Genomic DNA, 19,859 nt, shown 5'->3' with positions numbered 1-19,859 from the left:
GTCGAGGCGCGTCCAGCGAAGCGCCCGGGAGCAGTAGCCGAGGCACGTCCGGCGGAGAGCGCCGACGCGGCGATCGAGTGGTCGGCCGATCGATGCGAGCCGGCGCCGAGGCCGGCCCACCTCCGGATCCGCTGCGCCAAGCCGGTGACCGGTGCCGGCGAGCCGGAAGCCGGAGCCGAACCGAGGTCCGTCCATCGCCTCACCTGATGCCCGGCTCCGGGCCGACGCCGTTCCCGGCCTCGACCGGGGGGACGGGTGGACGCCTTCGGCGCGGAGTCGAGCGGACGTCGTGGCGGGTCCGGGGGTGCTGAACGGGAACCCGTCACCCGCTCGCCCGGGGTGCCCGCGCTACCCAGGACCGCCATCCGCCGGGCGCGACCGGCCCGGACCGGCCAGGCGACGGCAACCGCCGCGGCGGCCAGGAGCAGGACCACCGACCAGAGGTGGCCGGTCACGCCGGTGCCGCCGGGGCTGGCCACGCCGCCTGGAGGATCGGCGGCACCGGCGCTCCCCGCTCCCGCAGCAGGCCGGCGAGTAGCTGGGCCGCCGGGGCAAGCCCTCGGCCGCGCGTCCAGGCCGGAACCACTGTCACCACCCGGTCGGGCCCGTCGGGTAGCAGCAGACCGATGGAGTCCAGGACGCGCCCCTCCCCGGTGCGGCGGAGTTGGAGAACGACCTGCAACGCGGCGGCGACCTGGGCGTGCAGCGCGAGCCGGGGCAGGCCGCCGAGCATCCCCAGCGCCTCCAGCCGGGCCGGTACGTCGGCCGGGGCGTTGGCGTGCAGCGTTCCCGCCCCGCCGTCGTGGCCGGTGTTCAACGCGGCGAGCAGGTCGACCACCTCGGCGCCCCGGCACTCGCCCACGACCAGCCGGTCCGGCCGCATCCGCAGCGCCTGCCGGACCAGGTCGCCGAGCCCGACGGCACCGGCACCCTCGACGTTCGCCGTGCGCGCCTGCAAGCCGATCACGTGCGGGTGTACCGGGCGCAGCTCGGCGGCGTCCTCCACCAGCACGATCCGCTCGGTGCCGGGCACCAGCCCGAGCAGCGTGTTGAGCAACGTCGTCTTGCCCGAGCCGGTGCCACCGCTGACCAGGTACGCGAGGCGGGCCGCCACGAGCGCGGCGAGCAGCGGTGCGACCGGCCGGGGCACGGTGCCCCGCTCGACGAGCTCGTCCACTGTGAACGGCCGCTGCCGGAACGTACGCAGTGACAGGTAGGGCCCGTCGGTCGCCACCGGAGGCAGCACCGCGTGCAGCCGGGTGCCGTCGGGCAGGCACGCGTCGGCGTACGGGGAGGCGTCGTCGAGCCGTCGACCGGCGGCCGCGGTGAGGCGCTGCGCCAACCGGCGTACGTCGTCGAGCGTGCCCAGCGGCACGGCTACCTGCTGTAGTCCCCGTCCCCTGTCGACCCAGACCCGCACCCCGTTCACCAGCACGTCGGTGACCTGTGGGTCGGCGAGCAGCGGCGCCAGCGGCCCGGCGCCCACCAGGTCGTCGTGCACCCGGTCGGCGATCCGCAGCAGCGTGGTGTCACCGAGCACCGCGGTCGCCGGTTCGGCGCGTACCGCGGTGACGATCGCCGCGGCCGTGACCGGGGTGGCCTCGGCGGCGAACCGGTGCCGGACCCGCGCGGCCAGAACCCCCGGGTCGGCCGGGGCGGTCATGCCGCACCCGCCGCGGGCGACCCGGCCAGCTCGTCCACGATCCGCTGGCACAGCGCGGCGAGCGGCCCCTTCCCGCTCGCGCCCGGAGCCTCGCCCCGCTCCAGCCCACGGCACAGTCCCGGCTCGGGTCGCAGCGTGCCCGCGAGCGGCAGCCCCAGCGCCCGGGACACCTCGACCGCACGCAGCCTTCCGGGTGCCGGGCCGCGCACGATGACCGACAGGTCGACGCAGTGCGGCGCGGCCACGGCGGCGACCCGGGCCGCCGCGGCGGCCGCACGCAACTCGGCCGGTACGACGAGCAGCGCGCGGTCGGCGGCCTGAAGCGCGACCACCGCCGCGTCGTCGAGGTGCCGGGGCAGATCGAGCACTACCAGGTCCCGCCCCCGCCGCCCGGCGTCGACCGTGGCCGCCATCGCCTCCGCCGGCAGGTGCCGCAGGTCGCCCCGGTCCCAGGAGAGCACCACCAGGTCGCCTCGGCTGGGCAGCGCGCGGATCAGCGACGGGGGGTCGACCCGCCCGTCCGTGCCGGCCAGTTCGGGCCAGCGCAACCCGTCGAGCTGCTCCCACCCGAGCACCAGGTCGAGACCGCCGCCGAGGGGGTCCGCGTCGACCAGGAGCGTCCGCAGCCGGGACCGGGCGGCACTGACGGCGAGCCCACCGGCCAGCACGCTGGCTCCGGCGCCGCCCCGGCCGCCGAGGACCGCCACCACCCGGCCCGAGCCCGGGCCGGCCGGACCGGCGGTGCATTCGGCGAACCGGTCGACCAGCCAGGGCTCGGCCGCCGGCAGCGTCGCGACGTGCTCCGCGCCGACGAGTTCGGCCAGCTCCGTACCCGGATCGAGCTCTCCGGAGCGACCGACCAGGACCGTGCGGGCGCGGCGGGGAAGGCGTGCCCGCAGGCAGGCCGCCGCCTGGTCGGCGCCGATGAGCACCAGCGGCGCCGGGGCCCAGCGGGCCCGGGCGGCGGCCGGATCGGCCGCCAGCTCGACCTCGGTGCCACCGGCCGCCGCGAGTCGCAGCAGCTCGTCGAGAAGGTCGCCGTCGGAGGTGACGAGCAGGGGCAGGCGACGGTACGGCGGGAGCGGGGTACGGGGCGGCATGGCGGCCTCCATCGGTCGGACTCGGACGTGCCGTTGAGCCTGCCCGGCCGGGGGATGCGAGACCGGTGCCCTGTGGACAACCGAGCGCGTTGTGGACAGGCCTCGGTGGGCCGGTTGATCTGCTATGGGCCGGGGACGGAGGAAGTCGAGTGGCCGGTCGGCCATTGACGACAGGGACGAGCGGTAACGGATAATCGAGGCCCCTCGCCGCCGATGGACGGCACCGGCTTGCGGAATCGAGGCCATGACCGATTCACCGCGCCCCCTCGCGACCCCCTCGGGTCGATCCCGCTCGCGGTCCGCCCCGACCACCGGTGGCGAAGTCTGGCTCCGCGATCCGTCGCCGACGCTGCTCGCCGCGATCGCCATCGGACTCGTGGTCGTGGTGCTGGCGAGCATCGTCAGCCTCCTCGCCACGCCGCGTCGCCCCGACCTCCCGCCGCCGCTCAAAGGTGAGGCGATCCTGGCGTCCCCGACGCGGGCAGGGCTGGTGACGGAGACGCCGGCCGAGTCCTACGCGCCGCCGTCGGTGTCGTTCTCCAGCCGCGCCGTGGCACCGACCCGCACCACCTCACCCACTCGCCGCGCCACCCCGAGCAGCCGGCCGGCCTCGCCGAAGCCCACGCCTCCCCGGCCCGAACCGCCGGTGCCCGGGCCCGCGGAACTGGCCGCACCACCGGTATCGCACGAATCGAGGCTGCGCTCGCACGGCGGTGGTCCGTCGACGTTCATCGACTTCGTCAACGCCCGGGAGTCGACCGTCGTGGTCCACTGGATCAACTACGACGGCCGTCGGCAGCAGTACGCGGTGCTCCGGCCCGGACAGTCGTACCGGCAGCAGACGTACGTCGGCCACCCGTGGGTAGTGGCCGACGAGCGGGGCCGAGGGCTGGCGTGCTTCGAGCCGGACCGGCAGACGCTGCGAGCGGTGCTCCGGTAACTCCCTTGCCGTGACCGACCGGCGGCTGCGACGCTCCGTCGGGTGCTCGACAAGCCGGACCTCGACGAGCGGATGCTGGCGGCTGAGGTCGCCGACGCCTGGTCGGTGGACGTCACCGATCTCGCGTTCATGCCGGTCGGGCTCGACGGGCACGCGTGGGCGTACCGGGTGGAGACGTCCGACGGCGGGCGCCACTTCCTGAAGGTACGCCGCGGCGACTTCACGCCGGCCGCCGTCGCGCTGCCCGGCTTCCTCCGGACGCAGGGCCTTCGGCAGGTCGTCGCGCCGCTGGCCCTTCCGGACAGCAGCGCCGGACGCCGGTTCGGGGACTACCGATTGCTGCTCTACCCGTTCCACGACGGCGGCAGCCTGTGGGGGCGTGGCCTCACCGACCGCCAGTGGATCGAGTACGGCGAGTTCCTGGGCCGGCTGCACCAGGTCACGCCGAGCGCTGAGGTCACCGCCGTCCTGCCGGCCGAGACGTACCGATCGAGCGCGGGCGAGCGGCTGCGGGCCCTCGGCGGGCAGGCCGCGGGGAGCGAGGTCCTCGGCGCCTTCTGGAACCGGTACGGCGCAGCGCTGCACCGGCTGGCGGAAAGGGTCGACGAGATGGCGTCCCGCGCGACGCGGGCCCAGCACGTCATCTGCCACGCCGACATCCATCCGGGCAACCTGATCGCCGACGGCGACGGTCCGCTGCACGTGGTGGACTGGGACGCGCCGATCCTCGCGCCGCGCGAGCGGGATTTGATGTTCGTCCACAGCGCCGACTTCGGCGACCACCCGATCAACGCGCACCGGGCCGAGCTGTTCCGCGAGGGCTACGGGCCGCTGGAACCGGACGCCGTTCTGCTGAGCTACTACCGCGGTGAGCGGCACCTCGACGATGTCGCGGCGTTTCTGGGCAGCATCCTCAGTCCTGGGGCCAGTGCGGAGTCCCGGGCCAACGACCTGCACTGGCTCACCCGGATCGCCGAGGCCGTCGCAAAACCCGGTTACGGGCCCTGATCTCACCACAGAACGCTCACTGCGGCGGTTTGATGCTCGAATCGCGGGGGCTGCGGCTGCCCCTGTTCATCTACGCCCTGATGGTCGCCCCGACCCTGGCGTCCGGGCTTCGTCTGCGGCGGCGAGCGAGTTGGCCCGTCGGCTATCGGGCAGTGCTGGCTGAGCTCTTCCTAACCCGAGTGCTGCTTCCGCTCCCGGCCGGCGGAGACCAGGCGTCGCTCGGCCGGTCCGGAGAAGCCGCCTCGATCTGGGCCGGAAGGGGAAGCCGCAAAAAGGGACGACCCCCGTCGGGGGGAGACGGGGGTCGTCTTGTGGTTCGGCTCCGGGGGGGGGTCGAGCCGAACCGACTCAGCGGTTACGGGGGGTGCAACCGCCGAGGCCCATCGGCGCCGGGTGTGCGAACTCCCGTCGCGAGGACAAGCATGCCGCAGTCGACCCTTATACGTCGAGTGTTGTTCACTCCACGCAAAGCTAAATTCATCGATAGCTGCCTGTGACCGCCGTCACTCCGCCGGGTGCTCATCGGCTTTCGCGACCCGGGCGGACGCCTCCACGCCTCCGGTCGGGCTAGACTTTCGCGCCGTGGGCCGCAGCGCCGCTTTCTTCGATCTCGACAAGACCGTCATCGCCAAGTCGAGCGCCCTGGCGTTCGGTCGGCCGTTCTACCGGGACGGGCTGATCACTCGGCGTGACGTGGTCAAGTCGGCGTACGCGCAGTTGATGTTCCGGCTGGGCGGCACCGACGAGCAGACCATGGCCCGCACCCGGGACTACCTGGCCACGCTCTGCAAGGGCTGGCCGGTGGAACAGGTCCGCCAGATCGTCGCGGAGACGCTGCACGAGCTGATCAACCCCTATGTGTACGCCGAGGCGGCCGCCCTGATCGAGGAGCACCAGGCCGCCGGGCGGGACGTCGTGCTGGTCTCCGCGTCCGGCGACGAGATGGTCCGGCCGATCGGTGAGCTGCTCGGGATCAACGACGTGATCGCCACCCGGATGGGTGTGGTGGACGGCCGCTACAGCGGCGAGGTCGAGTTCTACGCGGCCGGTCCGAGCAAGGTCGAGGCGGTCAGCGAACTGGCGCTGGAGCGGGACTACGACCTGGCCGACTCGTACGCGTACTCCGACTCGTACTCCGATCGGCCGCTGCTGGAGTGCGTGGGGCATCCGACGGTGGTCAACCCGGACCGGGCGTTGCGCAAGCTGGCGGTGGAGAACGCGTGGCCGGTGCTGGAGTTCCGGCACCCGATTCCGGTGGGCCGGCGGCTGCGCGAGCGGCCGGCGGTGCCGGTCGCGGCGGCGGCGCTCGGCGTGGGCGTCGGCGTGGCCATCGGCATCGCCTGGTACGGCCGGCACCGCCGCACCCGCGCCACCGCACCCACCGCCTGACACCCCTGCCCCCGTCAGGACGCCGCGAGGATCTCGTCGCCGATCAGCGTGATCTGGTCCGCGCCGACCTCCACCGCGCTCATGTAGTGCCGCAGCCAGGAGCGCAGGCCGTCGGGCGTGCCGGTGGCGAACGCGCCGGCCGCGCCCACGTACTCCGGTTCGCGCTCGCGGTGCCCGACGTCCACCGCGACCAGCCCGCGGGGGTCGAACCCGGTGGAGATCAACACCAGCCGGGCGGCCGCGCGGGCCACGACCCCGGACGGGCCCGGGAACGGGCGCAGGTTCAGGAGCTCGCCGTGTACGACGGCGGCCAGCACCAGCGGTGGCACCTTGGTGCCGCCGGCGACCAGGGCGGCCAGGCCGTCGAGGCGGGCCGCTACCACCGGGTCGGCGACGGGCCGGCCCAGTTCCTCCTCGGTCACCACGTCGCGGGCGGCGAGTACGTGCAGCCGGGCCATCACCTGCCGGGGCGCCTTGGGCCAGAGGTCGCTCAGCCCCGGCAGCGCCCCGGCGACCCGCAGCGCGCCCTGGAGCACCGGGTCGGTGACGGTGCCGGCGCGCACCTCCTCACGGTCGTGGACGCGGCCCTCCAGCGCGGCGCTGGCCACTGCCGAGCGGAGGCTGACCTCGGCGGCGACCTGGCCGCCCTGGCGGCGCAGCGCGCGGTGCCGGTGGGCCTGGTCGACCCGGTCGCGGGCCTGCTCGACGGCGGGGGCGACGTCGGCGAGCGCGAGCAGCGGGGCGAGCGGATCGGTGGTCACCCCGTCACGCTAGCGAGCGGCGGGCCCGTCGCACGGCCGGGGTTGTTAAGAAGGGGCCCTTCCTCTACCGGAGGCGTTAATAGGGGGCCCTTCCTTACATCTCGGCGCGGGGGGAGGGCCGCTTGGCGCGCGGGGAGGGGCCGGGCGGTCGCGGCGGGGGTACGGCGAGACTAACCTTCCCCGCATCAGGAGACGCAGGTCACGCGACGAAGGAGTCACCGCATGAGCGAGGCATTGGCCAACTTGCTGAACGAGACGCGCCAGTTCCCGCCGCCTGCCGAACTCGCCGCGAACGCCAACGTGACCGCCGGGGCGTACGAGGAGGCGGCCGGCGACCGGCTGGCCTTCTGGGAGCGCCAGGCCGGCCGGCTGGCCTGGGCCCAGCCGTGGGAGCAGGTGCTCGACTGGTCGAACGCCCCGTTCGCGAAGTGGTTCACCGGGGGCCGGCTCAACGTGGCATACAACTGCCTGGACCGGCACGTCGAGGCGGGCCTCGGCGACAAGGTGGCGATCCACTGGGAGGGCGAGCCGGGCGACACCCGTACCGTCACCTACGCCGACCTGCACCGGCTCACCTGCCAGGCGGCCAACGCGCTGACCGAGCTGGGCGTGACCGCCGGTGACCGGGTGGCCATCTACCTGCCGATGATCCCGGAGGCGGCGGTGGCGATGCTCGCCTGCGCCCGGATCGGCGCGACGCACAGCGTGGTGTTCGGCGGCTTCTCCGCCGACGCGCTCACCAACCGGATCCAGGACGCGAGCGCCAAGGTGGTGATCACCGCGGACGGCGGCTTCCGGCGGGGCAAGCCGTCGGCGCTCAAGCCGACCGTGGACGAAGCGGTGGCGAACTGCCCGTCGGTGGAGCACGTGCTGGTGGTCCGGCGCACCGGGGAGGAGATCGCCTGGTCGGCGAAGGACCACTGGTGGCACGAGACGGTGGAGACGGCGTCGCCGGAGCACGAGGCGCAGGCGTTCGACGCCGAGCACCCGCTGTTCATCCTCTACACCAGCGGCACGACCGCCCGCCCGAAGGGCATCCTGCACACCACCGGCGGCTACCTGACCCAGGCGTCGTACACCACGCACGCGGTGTTCGACCTGAAGCCGGAGACGGACGTCTACTGGTGCACCGCCGACATCGGCTGGGTGACCGGGCACTCCTACATCGTGTACGGCCCGCTCTCCAACGGCGCCACCCAGGTCATGTACGAGGGCACCCCGGACACCCCGCACAAGGGCCGGTTCTGGGAGGTCGTCGACAAGTACAAGGTGACCATCCTGTACACCGCGCCGACGCTGATCCGCACCATGATGAAGTGGGGCGAGGACATCCCGGCCGGGTACGACCTGTCGTCACTGCGCCTGCTCGGCAGCGTCGGCGAGCCGATCAACCCGGAGGCGTGGATCTGGTACCGGCAGCACATCGGCCGCGGTGAGCTGCCGGTGGTGGACACCTGGTGGCAGACCGAGACCGGCGCCATCATGATCTCTCCACTGCCCGGCGTGACCGAGGCGAAGCCCGGCTCGGCGATGGGCCCGCTGCCCGGCATCGTCGCCGACGTGGTCGACGACCAGGGCGAGTCGGTGCCGAACGGTGGCGGCGGATACCTGGTGCTGAAGGAGCCGTGGCCGTCGATGCTGCGGACGATCTGGGGCGACGACAACCGGTTCCTGGAGACGTACTGGTCCCGGTTCGGCGCGGGTGCGAACACCGGCGACGAGTGGGTCTACTTCGCGGGCGACGGCGCCAAGAAGGACGACGACGGGCACATCTGGCTGCTCGGCCGGGTGGACGACGTGATGCTGGTGTCCGGCCACAACATCTCCACCACGGAGGTGGAGTCGGCGCTGGTCAGTCACCCGTCGGTGGCGGAGGCGGCGGTGGTCGGCGCGACCGACCCGACCACCGGCCAGGCGATCGTCGCGTTCGCCATTCCGCGCGGCAGCGCGGAGACCTCGGGCGAGCAGGGCGAGCAGCTCATCGCCGAGCTGCGTAACCACGTGGCGAAGACGCTCGGCCCGATCGCCAAGCCGCGGCAGATCATGCTGGTGCCGGAGTTGCCGAAGACCCGCTCCGGGAAGATCATGCGCCGGCTGCTGCGGGACGTGGCGGAGAACCGGTCGCTGGGCGACGTGACCACGCTCCAGGACTCCTCGGTGATGGAGTTGATCTCGTCGGGGATGAGCGGCGGGAAGTCCGACGAGGACTGACGACGACGTACGACGAAGGGGCGGGCCGCCGGGCGGGCCGCCCCTTCGTCGTATCCGGGATCCGCGCCGGTCGATCGGTTGACCCGTGCCTGACCTGATCGGCCAGAGGGCCTGCTCACCCCTGTCGATGTCGCTCGTCGTCGGTTACGTTCAGCCGCACCGGCAGATTTCGACACGCGTCACTGAGACGGCCGGTCCCTCACCATTCCCTACGAACGGAGTGGCATGCTCCCCATGTCGCAGCACAGGGCACGGCGACGCCTACTCGTCGCGCTGCCCGCCATCGCGCTCGCGGCCTCGTCGCTGACCGTGACGGGCAGCGCGGCGGCTCAGCCGGCCCGGTCCGCACCGGTCACGATCGGTGCGGACGAGCACTACATCAACTACGCCGAGCCCGAGGTCCAGCCGGACACCGGCGGCAAGGAGGTCAAGGGCCGCGACGGCATCTTCTCCTCGCCCGCGGACGAGGCCCGCGCCTACGACCGCAAGTACGCCGGGGGCAACCCGATCGCGGCCCGCGAGCTGGCCAGGCTGGAGGCCAAGTCCATCCGCTCCGGCCAGAGCCCTCGGAAGATCAAGAAGGCCAAGAGCACGCAGACCGCCAAGCTGCTGACGCTGCTCGTCGAGTTCAACGACCAGGCCAACGACGACTTCACGAACGTGATGGTCCCGAAGACCGTGTTCGAGGACCGCACCTGCGTTCCCGGCACCGTGCAGAACGGGCCGCGGCACAACACGATCCCGAACCCGGCCACGCTGCCGCACAAGGACAACAACTCGATGTGGGTGCCGGACTTCTCGCCGGCCCACTACGACAAGATGCTGTACAGCAAGAAGGGCATCACCGAGCGGGTCCGCAAGGACCTGAAGGGGCCGGACGGCAAGCCGGGCATCAGCCTCGCCGGGCGGACCATGCACAACATGTACCTGGAGATGTCCAAGGGCGCGTACACCGTGGACGGGCAGGCCAGCCCGTGGATCACGGTGCCGCACTCGGAGGGCTGGTACGCCGCCTCGCGCTGCTTCCAGGACGAGAACGGCAACTGGGTCGCTGGGCGTGAGCAGTCGATGAACGGCCACCCGGACAACCCGCAGGGCGCGGGCCGGCTCGCCACCGACGCGATCGACGCGCTGGCCGCGGCCGACCCGGACTTCCCCTGGGCCGACTACGACATCGAGGACCAGAGCGATCGCGACGGCGACGGCAACTACCTCGAGCCGGACGGCGTGATCGACCACCTGGTGCTGGTGCACGCCAACCAGGGCAAGTCCCGCGGTGGCGGCGACGTCGGCGTCTACGCGGTCTGGGCGCACTCCTCGACCGTGGCCGGCGGCTACACGATCCCGGGCACCGACCTCAAGGTGTCGAACTACATCGTGCAGCCGGAGGACGCCGGCGTCGGCGTCTTCGCCCACGAGTTCGGGCACGACCTGGGCCTGCCGGACCTCTACGACACCTCCGGGAACGCCGACTCCGACGTGGATTTCTGGGACCTGATGGCGTCCGGCTCGCACTCCGGCGAGATCTTCCAGGCGCTGCCCACCCACATGGGCCTCTGGGACAAGTGGGTACTCGGCTGGGCCGAGCCGAAGACGTTCGGGCCGGGTGACCGGTCCAAGCTGGTCAAGCTCGGGCAGACGTCGCGTACGCCGGTCGGCACCGAGGACGGCATCAAGATCGACCTGCCGGACAAGGTGATCTCACTGGCGACGCCGCACAGCGGCTCGAACATGTGGTACTCCGGCGCGGACCAGAACTGGGCCGACGTCAAGCTCAGCCGCACGGTGACCGTCCCGAACGCCGCGGACGCGAAGTTCTGGATGTGGAACGACTACGTCATCGAGGCGGACTGGGACTACGGCTTCGTCGAGGTCTCCACCGACGGTGGGACCACCTGGACCGAGCAGAAGGTGTACGCCGAGGGCGGCGCGCTGGTCTCCACCAACGACGGCTACGCCGACCCGAACGGCCGCATGGTCGACTTCGGCAACAAGAAGTACGGCCTGACCGGCAGCACCGACGGCTGGCGGCACGACTACGTCGACCTGTCGTCGTACGCCGGGCAGACCGTGCAGGTGCGGCTGCGCTACGCCACCGACGAGGCGTTCGTGGAGCGCGGCTGGTTCGCCGACGACTTCTCGGTGACCGGCGGCGGCGCCACCACCTGGAGCGACGACGTGGAGAGCGGCGCGGCGGGCTGGACCCAGACCGGTGGCACCTTCACCGACACCAGCGGCGCGGGTTGGTACATCGACTCGGGCACCCAGGTGAAGTCGCACTACTACCTGGCCGAGTGGCGTAACTTCGACGGCTTCGACAAGGGTCTGAAGTACACCTACGACACCGTCTACTCGCACGAGGCGTGGAAGGTCGACCGGATCGCGTACAACGCGCCGGGCATGCTGGTCTGGTACCGGGACACCCAGCTCGGCGACGTCAACCACGTCACCGCGCAGATGACCGCGCTGCCCAGCTACGGCGCCAAGGGCGGTCTGCTGATCGTCGACTCGCACAACGACCCGCTGCGCCGCAAGGGCGTCGCGGCCGAGAAGGACCCGTCGGTGCTGAAGAACCTGCCCAGCCGGCCGCAGTCCTCCAACGCCGCGTTCGGCCTGAAGCCGACGTACCCGTTCAAGGAGTGCCTGGAGGCGGCGGACGAGCCGTACAGCGAGTACTGCACGAAGTTCGGTCCGCAGGCTCCGGTACGCGGCTTCACCGACGCCAAGGGCTGGTACCCCGGCATCGAGATCCGTGACGGCGCCGCGTACTCGCGGGACAACGACGCCTCGGTGGTCGTCCCGTCGCGGGGCAACCAGCAGTACACGACCCGGGTGGTGAACCCGGACGGCACCCCGGCGACCGACTGGTACGGCGAGGAACTGGCCGGCGGGGCGATCGTGCTCGGCACCGGCAACCCGCGCGACTCGGGCGTCCAGTACGGCGTCTCGATCATCATCAAGTGGGCCGCCAGGGACAACTCGTACGCCACGGTGTACGTGGTTCCGCCGCGGAGCTGAGCCGTACGTTCAAACCGGAACCGGAATGACCGGAAAATGAGCTGAAGAGGTTCGATGGGGGAAGGGTCGGGAGCGCGAGCGCTCCCGACCCATCCGCGCAGGCGGTTAATCCATGACTGTCACTGCACTGCACGATCCAGGCATCGCCGCTGGTCAACGGCTCGGTGACGGGCCGGCGTGTGACGGTGAAAAGCGTCCCCAACAAAAAGTTGCCACAAATCGACGCACACATCTTCCCACCAGTCCCAGCAGTGTCTATGTTCACCCTTGGTCCCACTAGTGGGACGTTCCACCGGCCCCTACCCCCAGTTGGGCCGGTTCCCTCACACCGGAGGTACCACGTGCGCAAAGTCGCAGTGGGTCTGCTCGGGCTTTCGCTGACCGCGACGGGACTGGTGGCAGGCACGTCCGCCAGCGCCGCGCCGACGCCGAAGCTGCCGGCCGCCGCCCCGTCGGTGGCCGAGCCTGCGCAGGCTGAGCACGACCTGCCCAACCCGCTCGAGGAGAAGCGGCGCGCGCTGCGCCAGGAGGGCCTCAGCGAGGTCCTGTCCGGCAGGGCGAAGGCCCAGAAGATCAACGGCAGCACGGTCGTCAAGGTCGGCGAGCAGGCTGTCGAAGGTGCCGCGGCGGGCAGGTCCGCCAAGAGCACCAAGGCCGGCAAGGGTCCGACCAAGGACCAGTACGTCGAACTCTCCCGCGAGCGGACCGACAAGATCTTCGTCATCCTCGCGGAGTTCGGCGACGAGCGGCACCCGAACTACCCGGACCAGGACACCGACCCGGACACCCCGGGCCCGTCCCGGTTCGACGGTCCGCTCCACAACCAGATCCCTCAGCCCAACCGGGCGGTGGACAACTCCACCGTGTGGCAGGCCGACTACAGCGCCGACTACTTCCGGAAGCTGTACTTCGGCACCGCCCCCGGTGACGAGTCGCTGAAGCAGTACTACGAGGCCCAGTCCTCGGGTCGGTACAGCGTCGACGGCGAGGTCACCAACTGGGTGAAGGTGCAGTACAACGAGGCCCGCTACGGCCGTTCCGACGGCTACCCGTGCGCCTCGAACGTCTGCACCAACACCTGGGCGCTGGTCCGCGACGCCGCCAACCAGTGGGTCGCCGACCAGAAGGCGCAGGGCCGCTCCGACGCGGAGATCGCCGCGGACGTCAAGGCGATGGACGAGTGGGACCGGTACGACTTCGACGCCGACGGCAACTTCAACGAGCCGGACGGCTACATCGACCACTTCCAGATCGTCCACGCCGGCGGCGACCAGGCCGACGGTGACCCGTACCAGGGTGAGGACGCCATCTGGAGCCACCGGTGGTACGCCTTCGCCAGCGACCAGGGCAACACCGGCCCGGCGAACTTCCCGGCCGGCGGTACCCAGATCGGCAACACCGGCGTCTGGATCGGTGACTACACGATCCAGCCGGAGAACGGTGGCCGGAGCGTCTTCTACCACGAGTACGGTCACGACCTCGGTCTGCCGGACGACTACAACGTGGTCAGTGGTGGGGACAACAACAACGAGCACTGGACCCTGATGGCCCAGAGCCGGCTCGGCGCCAAGAACGACGGCGGCATCGGCGAGCGCGGTGGCGACCTGGGTGCCTGGAACAAGCTCCAGCTCGGCTGGCTCGACTACGAGGTCGTCGTGGCCGGTCAGAAGCGCACCCTGGAGCTGGGCCCGCAGGAGTACAACTCCAACAAGGCCCAGGCCGCCGTGGTGGTGCTGCCGCAGCGGGAGTACACGTTCCAGAACGGCGCGCCGTTCGAGGGTACGAAGCAGTTCTTCTCGGGCAACGAGGACGACCTGAACACCACGATGACGCGGACCGTCGACCTCACCGGGAAGACCAGCGCCGCGCTGTCGATGAAGGGTCGCTACAGCATCGAGGCGGACTACGACTACCTCTTCTTCGAGGCGTCCACCGACGGTGGCCAGACCTGGACCTCGCTGCCCGGTACGGCCAACGGCAACCCGCTGAAGGAGATCTCCCCCGGGCGCTACGCCCTGGACGGCTCCAGCAACGACCAGTGGGTCGACATCAACATCCCGATGGACGCGGTCGCCGGCAGCGTCGTGCAGTTCCGGCTCCGCTACCAGACGGACGGCGGTGTCTCCGAGGGCGGCTTCTACGGTGACGCGATCACCGTGACCGCCGACGGCCAGACGCTCCTCACCGACGGCGCCGAGGCCGGTGCGAACGGCTGGACCCTCAACGGCTTCAGCATCGTCGAGGAGACCTACACCCGTAAGTTCGACAACTACTACATCGCCGGTAACCGGTCGTACGTCTCGTACGACAAGTACCTCAAGACCGGCCCGTACTACTTCGGCTACGCGAACACCCGCCCGGACTACGTGGACCACTACGCGTACCAGGAGGGTCTGCTGATCTCCTACTGGAACCTCCGGTTCGCGGACAACGACACGTTCGCGCACCCGGGTGAGGGTCGGAACATGATCATCGACGCGCACCCGCGGCCGATCTACAACCTGACCGGCAACCCCTGGCGGGCCCGCGTCCAGGTCTACGACGCGCCGTTCAGCCTGAAGAAGGCCGACTCGTTCACGCTGCACATCAACAGCCAGCCGCAGTACATCCGCGGCCAGGCGGCGCAGCCGCTGTTCGACGACACCAAGAAGTACTGGTACCCGGAGCTGCCGAACCACGGCGTCAAGCTTCCGGCCACCGGCACCAAGATCAAGGTTCTGGAGCAGAACGGCACCTCGATGAAGGTCCGCTTCTCCTGATCCACTGATCGACGCACCACGCGATGCCCGGGCGGTGAACCGCCCGGGCATCGCCCTTTCCGGGAACCCGGCATGCCCCACCCGCGTCCCATCCGGGGTGACGCCCCGCACCACGCGGCCGGCCGCCCTCGCGACGGCGCTGCCGCAGGTGTGCTCACGGCCGAGACGGAGGATCAGTGCCCGACGACCACCAGCCGGCCGCGAGCGGCGCGGCCTCGCCCGCCGATCGCCCCACGCCGCTGTCCGCCACCGACCTGCCGACGCTGCGGCGGCCCGCCGACCCGCCGAGGAAACCGACCGACAACCGGCCCACAGGCGTCGTCGCCGGCTGGATCACCAGGGGCGGTTCCGGGCCGTGCTACGGGCTGATGGACGAGAACGGCACGGAGTACGCGGTGTACGGCCCGAACGCCGGCGAGATGCGCAAGGGCGAGCTGGTCACACTGCGGCTCACCGCGCGGGACCGCTCCGTCGACTGCGGACCCGGCATCCCGATGCGGATCATCGAGGAGTGACAGGCGGTAGCGGCACCCTCACGCGCCCGGGTATGCGGTTCCGGGTGACCGCCCGGAGAAATCCCTGATCCTCGCCACCTGCGGGGCCGGTGGGTGACCGGCGGCCCTAGGCTGTGCCCCATGACCGACCAGCGCGGCGGACCCGTCGACGAGTCCTGCGTCCTGCCCGAAGGGCCGTGGACGCACCGGTTCGTCGGCGCCAACGGCAGCCGGTTCCACGTCGTCGAGGCGGGCACCGGCCCGATGGTGCTCTTCCTGCACGGCTTCCCCGAATACTGGTACGCCTGGCACGAGATGCTGCCGGCGGTCGCCGACGCGGGCTTCCGCGCGGTCGCGGTCGACCTGCGCGGTTACGGCGCGAGCGACAAACCACCCCGGGGGTACGACGGCTACACGCTCGCCGCCGACGTCGCCGGCCTGATCCGGGCGCTCGGCGAGCGGTCCGCCACAGTGGTCGGCACCGGCGCGGGCGGGCTCATCGGCTGGACCGCCGCCTCCTTCCACCCGACCCTGGTCCGGCGGCTCGTGGTGCTCGGCGCGCCGCACCCGCTGCGGCTGCGCGCGGCCATCTTCGCCGACCCGCGCGGGCAGTTCACCTCGGCCACCGCGACGCTGAAGTTCCAGCTTCCCCGCTACGAGCACGTCCTGGCCCGGGACGGCGCCGCCGAGGTGGAGGAGATCCTGCGCCGGTGGGGCGGCCCCCGCTGGGTGTCCGGCCCCGACTTCGCCGACTACACCCACTGCTGCCGGGTGGCGATGCAGATCCCGCAGGCCGCGTTCTGCGCGATGGAGGGCTACCGGTGGGCGTTCCGCTCGGTGCTGCGGCTGCACGGCTACCGCTTCGTGAAGCTGATGCAGAAGCCGCTGGTCACGCCGACCCTGCAACTGCACGGCGCGCTCGACCGGGCCTCGCTCCCCCGTACCGCCCAGGGCTCCGGCCGCTACGTCAGCGCCCCGTACGAGTGGCGGCTGCTCGACGACGTGGGCCACTTCCCGCACGTGGAGGCCCGGGACGTGGTGCTCGGCGAGATCCTGCGCTGGGCGAAGTCCTGACTCAGACCCGCTGCTCGCCCAGGTCGGCCACCTCGGCCGCTGGTGCCCAGCCCTGGTAGACGCCGAAGTCGAACGCCTCCAGCCTCATCGCCTCGGCCACCGGCCAGCGCCCGCCGGTGTACTCCAGCCGCAGCCAGCCGTCGTGCTCGGCCAGCACGATGAACGGCTGTCCCTGCCAGGTGCAGGTGGTCCGCACGTACGCCAGGTCCTCCACCTCGGCGGCCGCCACCACCCGGACGTACCGGCCGGGGCGTACCTCGGTGAAGCCCTCGCCGGGTCCGGGCTGGTAGAGGCGGATGTCGTCGCCGTCGGGGCTGGCCTGGTACTCCCGGCCCTGCCAGCGGGCCACGTAGCCGTCGCGGGTCACGCCTCGCCCGCCTTCCGCCACAACAGCTCGTCGGTGTCCAGGACCGCGACCAGCTTGCTGTCACCGTCCGCGCCGACCCGCCACAGCTCGGCGCCGTGCGGGAGCCGGGCACTGTCCACCTTGAACTCGGCGATCACGTCGCTGCTCTCCCCCGGTGCGAAGCCGTTGCCGCGGAACGGGGGCCGCTCGATCACCCAGCCCTCCATCGCCCGCATCGCCGCCTCGTTCGGGCCGCCGTAGGGGATCCGGTAGAGGCTCGGCCGGTAGGCGGGCCAGCGCAGCAGGTAGATCTCCTCGTCGTCCGGCGAGAACGGGGAGCCCGGGTGACCGAGCCCGAGCGCCCGGTAAAGCTCCGCCGGGGTACGCAGGTGCGCCAGTTCGCCGGCCCGGTGCACGAATCCGGAGACCCGGTCGTAGCCACGCTCCAGGTAGTACGCGAGCTGACTCGCCGCGATCGCCTTCTGCATGGTCACCGGCCGGTTCGCGGCGATCGTGGCCGCCTCCGGGCGCTGCCGCTCCGCCGGCTGCGGCGCGGCGGCCGGCTCCGGGTCGTCGCCGAGACCCACCTCGGCCGCCCAGTTGGCGAGCGCGAGGACCTGCTCCCCCGGGTACGTCGCGCCGACCGGGCTGCCCGGGTTGACCCGGAACGACCAGGCCACGTCCGGCCACCGGCGGATGAGCTGGACGAACTTGACCCGTACCGTCTCGATCCGGCCCTCGGTGTGTTCGGCCAGGCGCTCCGGGGAGGTGTAGACCGAGACGCACGTCCCGCCCTCGACCTGATCTGCGTGCCAGACGAAGCCGCTGTCACCCGGGCGGCTGCCCGCGGCCGAGTCCGGCGCGACCGGCAGCAGCACCCGGGCCAGCAACAGGGTGGTGAGGAAGCCGTCGGTGCTGCCGCTGCCCGCGGCGGCCAGCAGATCCTCCTCGACGTCGTTCGCCGGCACGAATACGCCGGCCGATCCGTCGCCCGACGGCGGATCGGCCGTCGTTTCGGAGGCCGCGGGCTCCGCCGTGTCCGGAGCCTGCGTGGACAGCGCCACGGTCGGCTCACCGGGCGCGAACAGCGATGTGGTGACCGGCTCGTCGCCGGTCGCGGGCTCGAAGAGGGACACGGTCGGCTGTTCCGCCGGCACGGGGTCGGACAGCGACACGGTCGGCTCGGCCGACACCGGGCTGATGAGTGGCGCGGTCGGGTCGTCCGGCGCGGGGGCGGACAGCGACGTCGACGGCTCGGCCGGTGCCGGATCGAACAACGACACGGTCGGCTCGGCCGGTGCCGGATCGAACAGCGAGACCGTGGGCTCGGCGTCAGCCGGGCCGGAGAGTGGCGCGGTCGGCTCGGCTGCCGGCGCTGGTGCGAACAGCGAGACCGTCGGCTCAGCCTCAGCCGCCCCGGACGACGGCGCAGCCGGCTCGTCCGGCAGGCGGTCGAACAGCGAGACCGTCGGCTCGGTGAGGTTCACCGTGTCGTCGGCGACCGGCGGGTCCACGGAGAGCGGCATGGTCGGATCGGCGCCGGCCCACGGCGTGGCCGCGCCCTCGGCCGGCTCCGCGGGCACCGGACCGGCCGGCTGCGGGGACCAGAGTGGCGCGGGCTCGGTCAGGTCGCGGGCCTCGATGACTGTGCCCTCGATGACGATGGGTGTGAAGTCGCGGCGTGCGGCGGGCGGGGCGGAGACCGGTTCGGCGATCGACGGAGGCAGTTCCTCCACCGGCTCGTCGATCGTCTCCCACCGCGTGGTTCCGCCCTCTTCGCCACCCGATACGGCCCCCCAGCCGTCAGCAGTGGCCGGTCCGGCGTGCGTCGCCGCACCCGGTGCTGCGTCGGCCGGTCCGGCGTGGCGGCGGGGCAACGCCTCGGTGGCGTCCTCGGGCGGGCGGGCCGGCCGGAACGCCTGAGTCGCCTCCTCCGGTCGGGGCACGGGTGACGAGTCGTCGCTCCGGGCCGGGAAGGCGTGGGTCGGGCCCTCGCGTACCGGCTCGTTCAGCGGCCGTCGGCGCGGAAACGGCTGCCCACCGGCGAACCTGGTCGGCGGGGCGGCCCGGTCGCCGGCCCGGCGCGACGGGTCCAGCGACGACGGGCGCCGGGCCGAGCGGCCACCGGACGAGGGTTCGAAGAACGAGCGGGAGGGCGGCGGCGCGGAGGCCACCGGCGACTCGCCGGCAGGTGCCGGCGGGTCGGCGGCGAAGGGGTCCGGCTCGTCCGGGCGGCGACGCAGATCGGTGAGCCAGCCGTCGAGGGCGTCCGTGCCCGGTTCGGCGCCGGGGGCGGTCCGGCTCGGGTCGCTGTCCGGCGTGCGGCGGCGGGGCGGCACGGTGGGCAGCCGCCGTCCCAGGACCGAGGCGGCCCGCATCGGCACCGTGGCCGGCCCGTCGGTCTCCATCAGCCGCTCGTCCCGGCCGGGGGCACCGGCAACCGGCGGCACAACCGGAGGCGGAACAGCGGGTGAAGGCACGACGGGAGGCGCGACAGCGGCCGGCGGGACGACGGCAGGGGACACGGGAGCGGGCGTGACGGCGGCGGGCGGGACGGGCACGGCCGGTGGGCGGGGCGTGGCCTCGGGCACCGTGTTCCGGGCTCCCCGGGCCGCGTTCTCCACCCGTTCCAGCCGGGCGCGGGCACCCATCGTCCGGCCGGGCAGCCGGACGTCGCCCCGGGAGAGCTGCGCCACGTACCAGGAGGGCAGGTAGCCCTCGATCGGCAGGCCCGGATTGACCGCGAGCCACCACTCGGGGTTGGGCCAGCCCGCCGCCAGATCCGGGTAGGCGACGCGGCGGGTGGGGCCCCCGTTCTCCCCGAGGCTCGCGCGCAGCGCGGCGACGGAGGTGAAGGCCAGCACGTGGGTGCGGCCCCCGGAGGTCCAGGTGCCCCACCCGGCGGTCGGTCCGCTCGCGACCGGAAGCAGGAGATCGACGCGGGTCAGCGCCCGGAAGTACTGCTGCTGGTCCTGCGCGCGCAGCGCGTCCCGCATCGCCACCTCGGCCTCGGTGGCCGGCTCCCATCCGGTCACGGCCACCTCTCCTTCCGCGAACAGGCCACAGGTATCGCCTACAACCTACAAGGTGGCAGCA

Annotated in this window: 13 protein-coding genes; 8 read left to right on the top strand and 5 right to left on the bottom strand. The window is 72.2% G+C overall.

The genetic code is table 11. The features are described 5' to 3' along the window. Nucleotides 1–451 precede the first annotated feature (451 nt). Together KSK32_RS14415 and ssd are read right to left on the bottom strand one after the other, a co-directional pair. Complete coding sequence (locus tag KSK32_RS14415) at nt 452–1,663, bottom strand: TadA family conjugal transfer-associated ATPase (protein WP_216931683.1); 1,212 nt, start codon at nt 1,661–1,663, stop codon at nt 452–454. Beyond that, nucleotides 1,660–2,763, bottom strand: a complete 1,104-nt coding sequence (ssd, locus tag KSK32_RS14410; protein WP_216931682.1) for a septum site-determining protein Ssd — start codon at nt 2,761–2,763, stop codon at nt 1,660–1,662. The genes KSK32_RS14415 and ssd overlap by 4 nt, the downstream gene beginning before the upstream one ends. 244 nt (nt 2,764–3,007) lie before the next feature. Here ssd and KSK32_RS14405 point away from each other — a divergent pair, with 244 nt between their 5' ends. The 3 genes from KSK32_RS14405 to KSK32_RS14395 all read left to right on the top strand — a co-directional run bounded on the left by KSK32_RS14405 (nt 3,008) and on the right by KSK32_RS14395 (nt 6,100). Beyond that, complete coding sequence (locus KSK32_RS14405; protein WP_216931681.1) at nt 3,008–3,703, top strand: hypothetical protein; 696 nt, start codon at nt 3,008–3,010, stop codon at nt 3,701–3,703. 42 nt (nt 3,704–3,745) lie between these two features. Further along, nucleotides 3,746–4,711 (top strand): phosphotransferase enzyme family protein, encoded by a 966-nt coding sequence (locus KSK32_RS14400; RefSeq protein WP_216931680.1) that lies wholly within the window; start codon nt 3,746–3,748, stop codon nt 4,709–4,711. A gap of 582 nt (nt 4,712–5,293) precedes the next feature. Beyond that, nucleotides 5,294–6,100, top strand: a complete 807-nt coding sequence (locus tag KSK32_RS14395; protein WP_216931679.1) for an HAD family phosphatase — start codon at nt 5,294–5,296, stop codon at nt 6,098–6,100. 14 nt (nt 6,101–6,114) lie between these two features. Here the strand turns inward: KSK32_RS14395 and KSK32_RS14390 are convergent, their stop codons facing one another. After that, nucleotides 6,115–6,861 carry an oxidoreductase gene (locus KSK32_RS14390; protein ID WP_216931678.1) on the bottom strand — a complete coding sequence of 249 codons (747 nt, stop codon included), beginning with the start codon at nt 6,859–6,861 and terminating at the stop codon, nt 6,115–6,117. Between the two features lie 222 nt (nt 6,862–7,083). On the opposite strand from KSK32_RS14390, the gene acs reads away from it, so the two are divergent. The 5 genes from acs to KSK32_RS14365 all read left to right on the top strand — a co-directional run bounded on the left by acs (nt 7,084) and on the right by KSK32_RS14365 (nt 16,417). Further along, nucleotides 7,084–9,072 carry an acetate--CoA ligase gene (acs, locus tag KSK32_RS14385; protein WP_216931677.1) on the top strand — a complete coding sequence of 663 codons (1,989 nt, stop codon included), beginning with the start codon at nt 7,084–7,086 and terminating at the stop codon, nt 9,070–9,072. Nucleotides 9,073–9,306: 234 nt separating this feature from the next. Beyond that, a complete protein-coding gene (locus tag KSK32_RS14380; protein WP_254187056.1) occupies nt 9,307–12,090 on the top strand; it encodes an immune inhibitor A domain-containing protein in 2,784 nt (927 codons plus the stop codon). A 356-nt stretch (nt 12,091–12,446) separates the two neighbouring features. Beyond that, the gene (locus tag KSK32_RS14375) at nt 12,447–14,849 is read left to right on the top strand and encodes an immune inhibitor A domain-containing protein (RefSeq protein ID WP_216936081.1); all 2,403 of its coding nucleotides are present in this window, start codon (nt 12,447–12,449) and stop codon (nt 14,847–14,849) included. Nucleotides 14,850–15,025: 176 nt separating this feature from the next. Further along, entirely contained in the window at nt 15,026–15,364 is a 339-nt protein-coding gene (locus KSK32_RS14370; RefSeq protein WP_216931675.1) for a hypothetical protein, read from the top strand. 120 nt (nt 15,365–15,484) lie between these two features. After that, nucleotides 15,485–16,417: an alpha/beta fold hydrolase gene (locus KSK32_RS14365; RefSeq protein WP_216931674.1), complete on the top strand. Its 933-nt coding sequence runs from the start codon at nt 15,485–15,487 to the stop codon at nt 16,415–16,417. 1 nt (nt 16,418) lies between these two features. On the opposite strand, the gene KSK32_RS14360 is transcribed toward KSK32_RS14365, so the two are convergent. Together KSK32_RS14360 and KSK32_RS14355 are read right to left on the bottom strand one after the other, a co-directional pair. Continuing rightward, nucleotides 16,419–16,784 carry a hypothetical protein gene (locus KSK32_RS14360; protein WP_216931673.1) on the bottom strand — a complete coding sequence of 122 codons (366 nt, stop codon included), beginning with the start codon at nt 16,782–16,784 and terminating at the stop codon, nt 16,419–16,421. After that, nucleotides 16,781–19,798, bottom strand: a complete 3,018-nt coding sequence (locus tag KSK32_RS14355; protein WP_216931672.1) for an SseB family protein — start codon at nt 19,796–19,798, stop codon at nt 16,781–16,783. The genes KSK32_RS14360 and KSK32_RS14355 overlap by 4 nt, the downstream gene beginning before the upstream one ends. Between the last annotated feature and the right edge of the window lie 61 nt (nt 19,799–19,859).

It is taken from the genome of Micromonospora sp. WMMB482, assembly GCF_019038635.1.
In the GTDB taxonomy this organism is placed as follows: Bacteria; Actinomycetota; Actinomycetes; order Mycobacteriales; family Micromonosporaceae; genus Micromonospora; species Micromonospora marina.
Note: the sequence above shows the minus strand (reverse complement) of the source record. Positions and strands in the feature narration are given on the sequence as shown.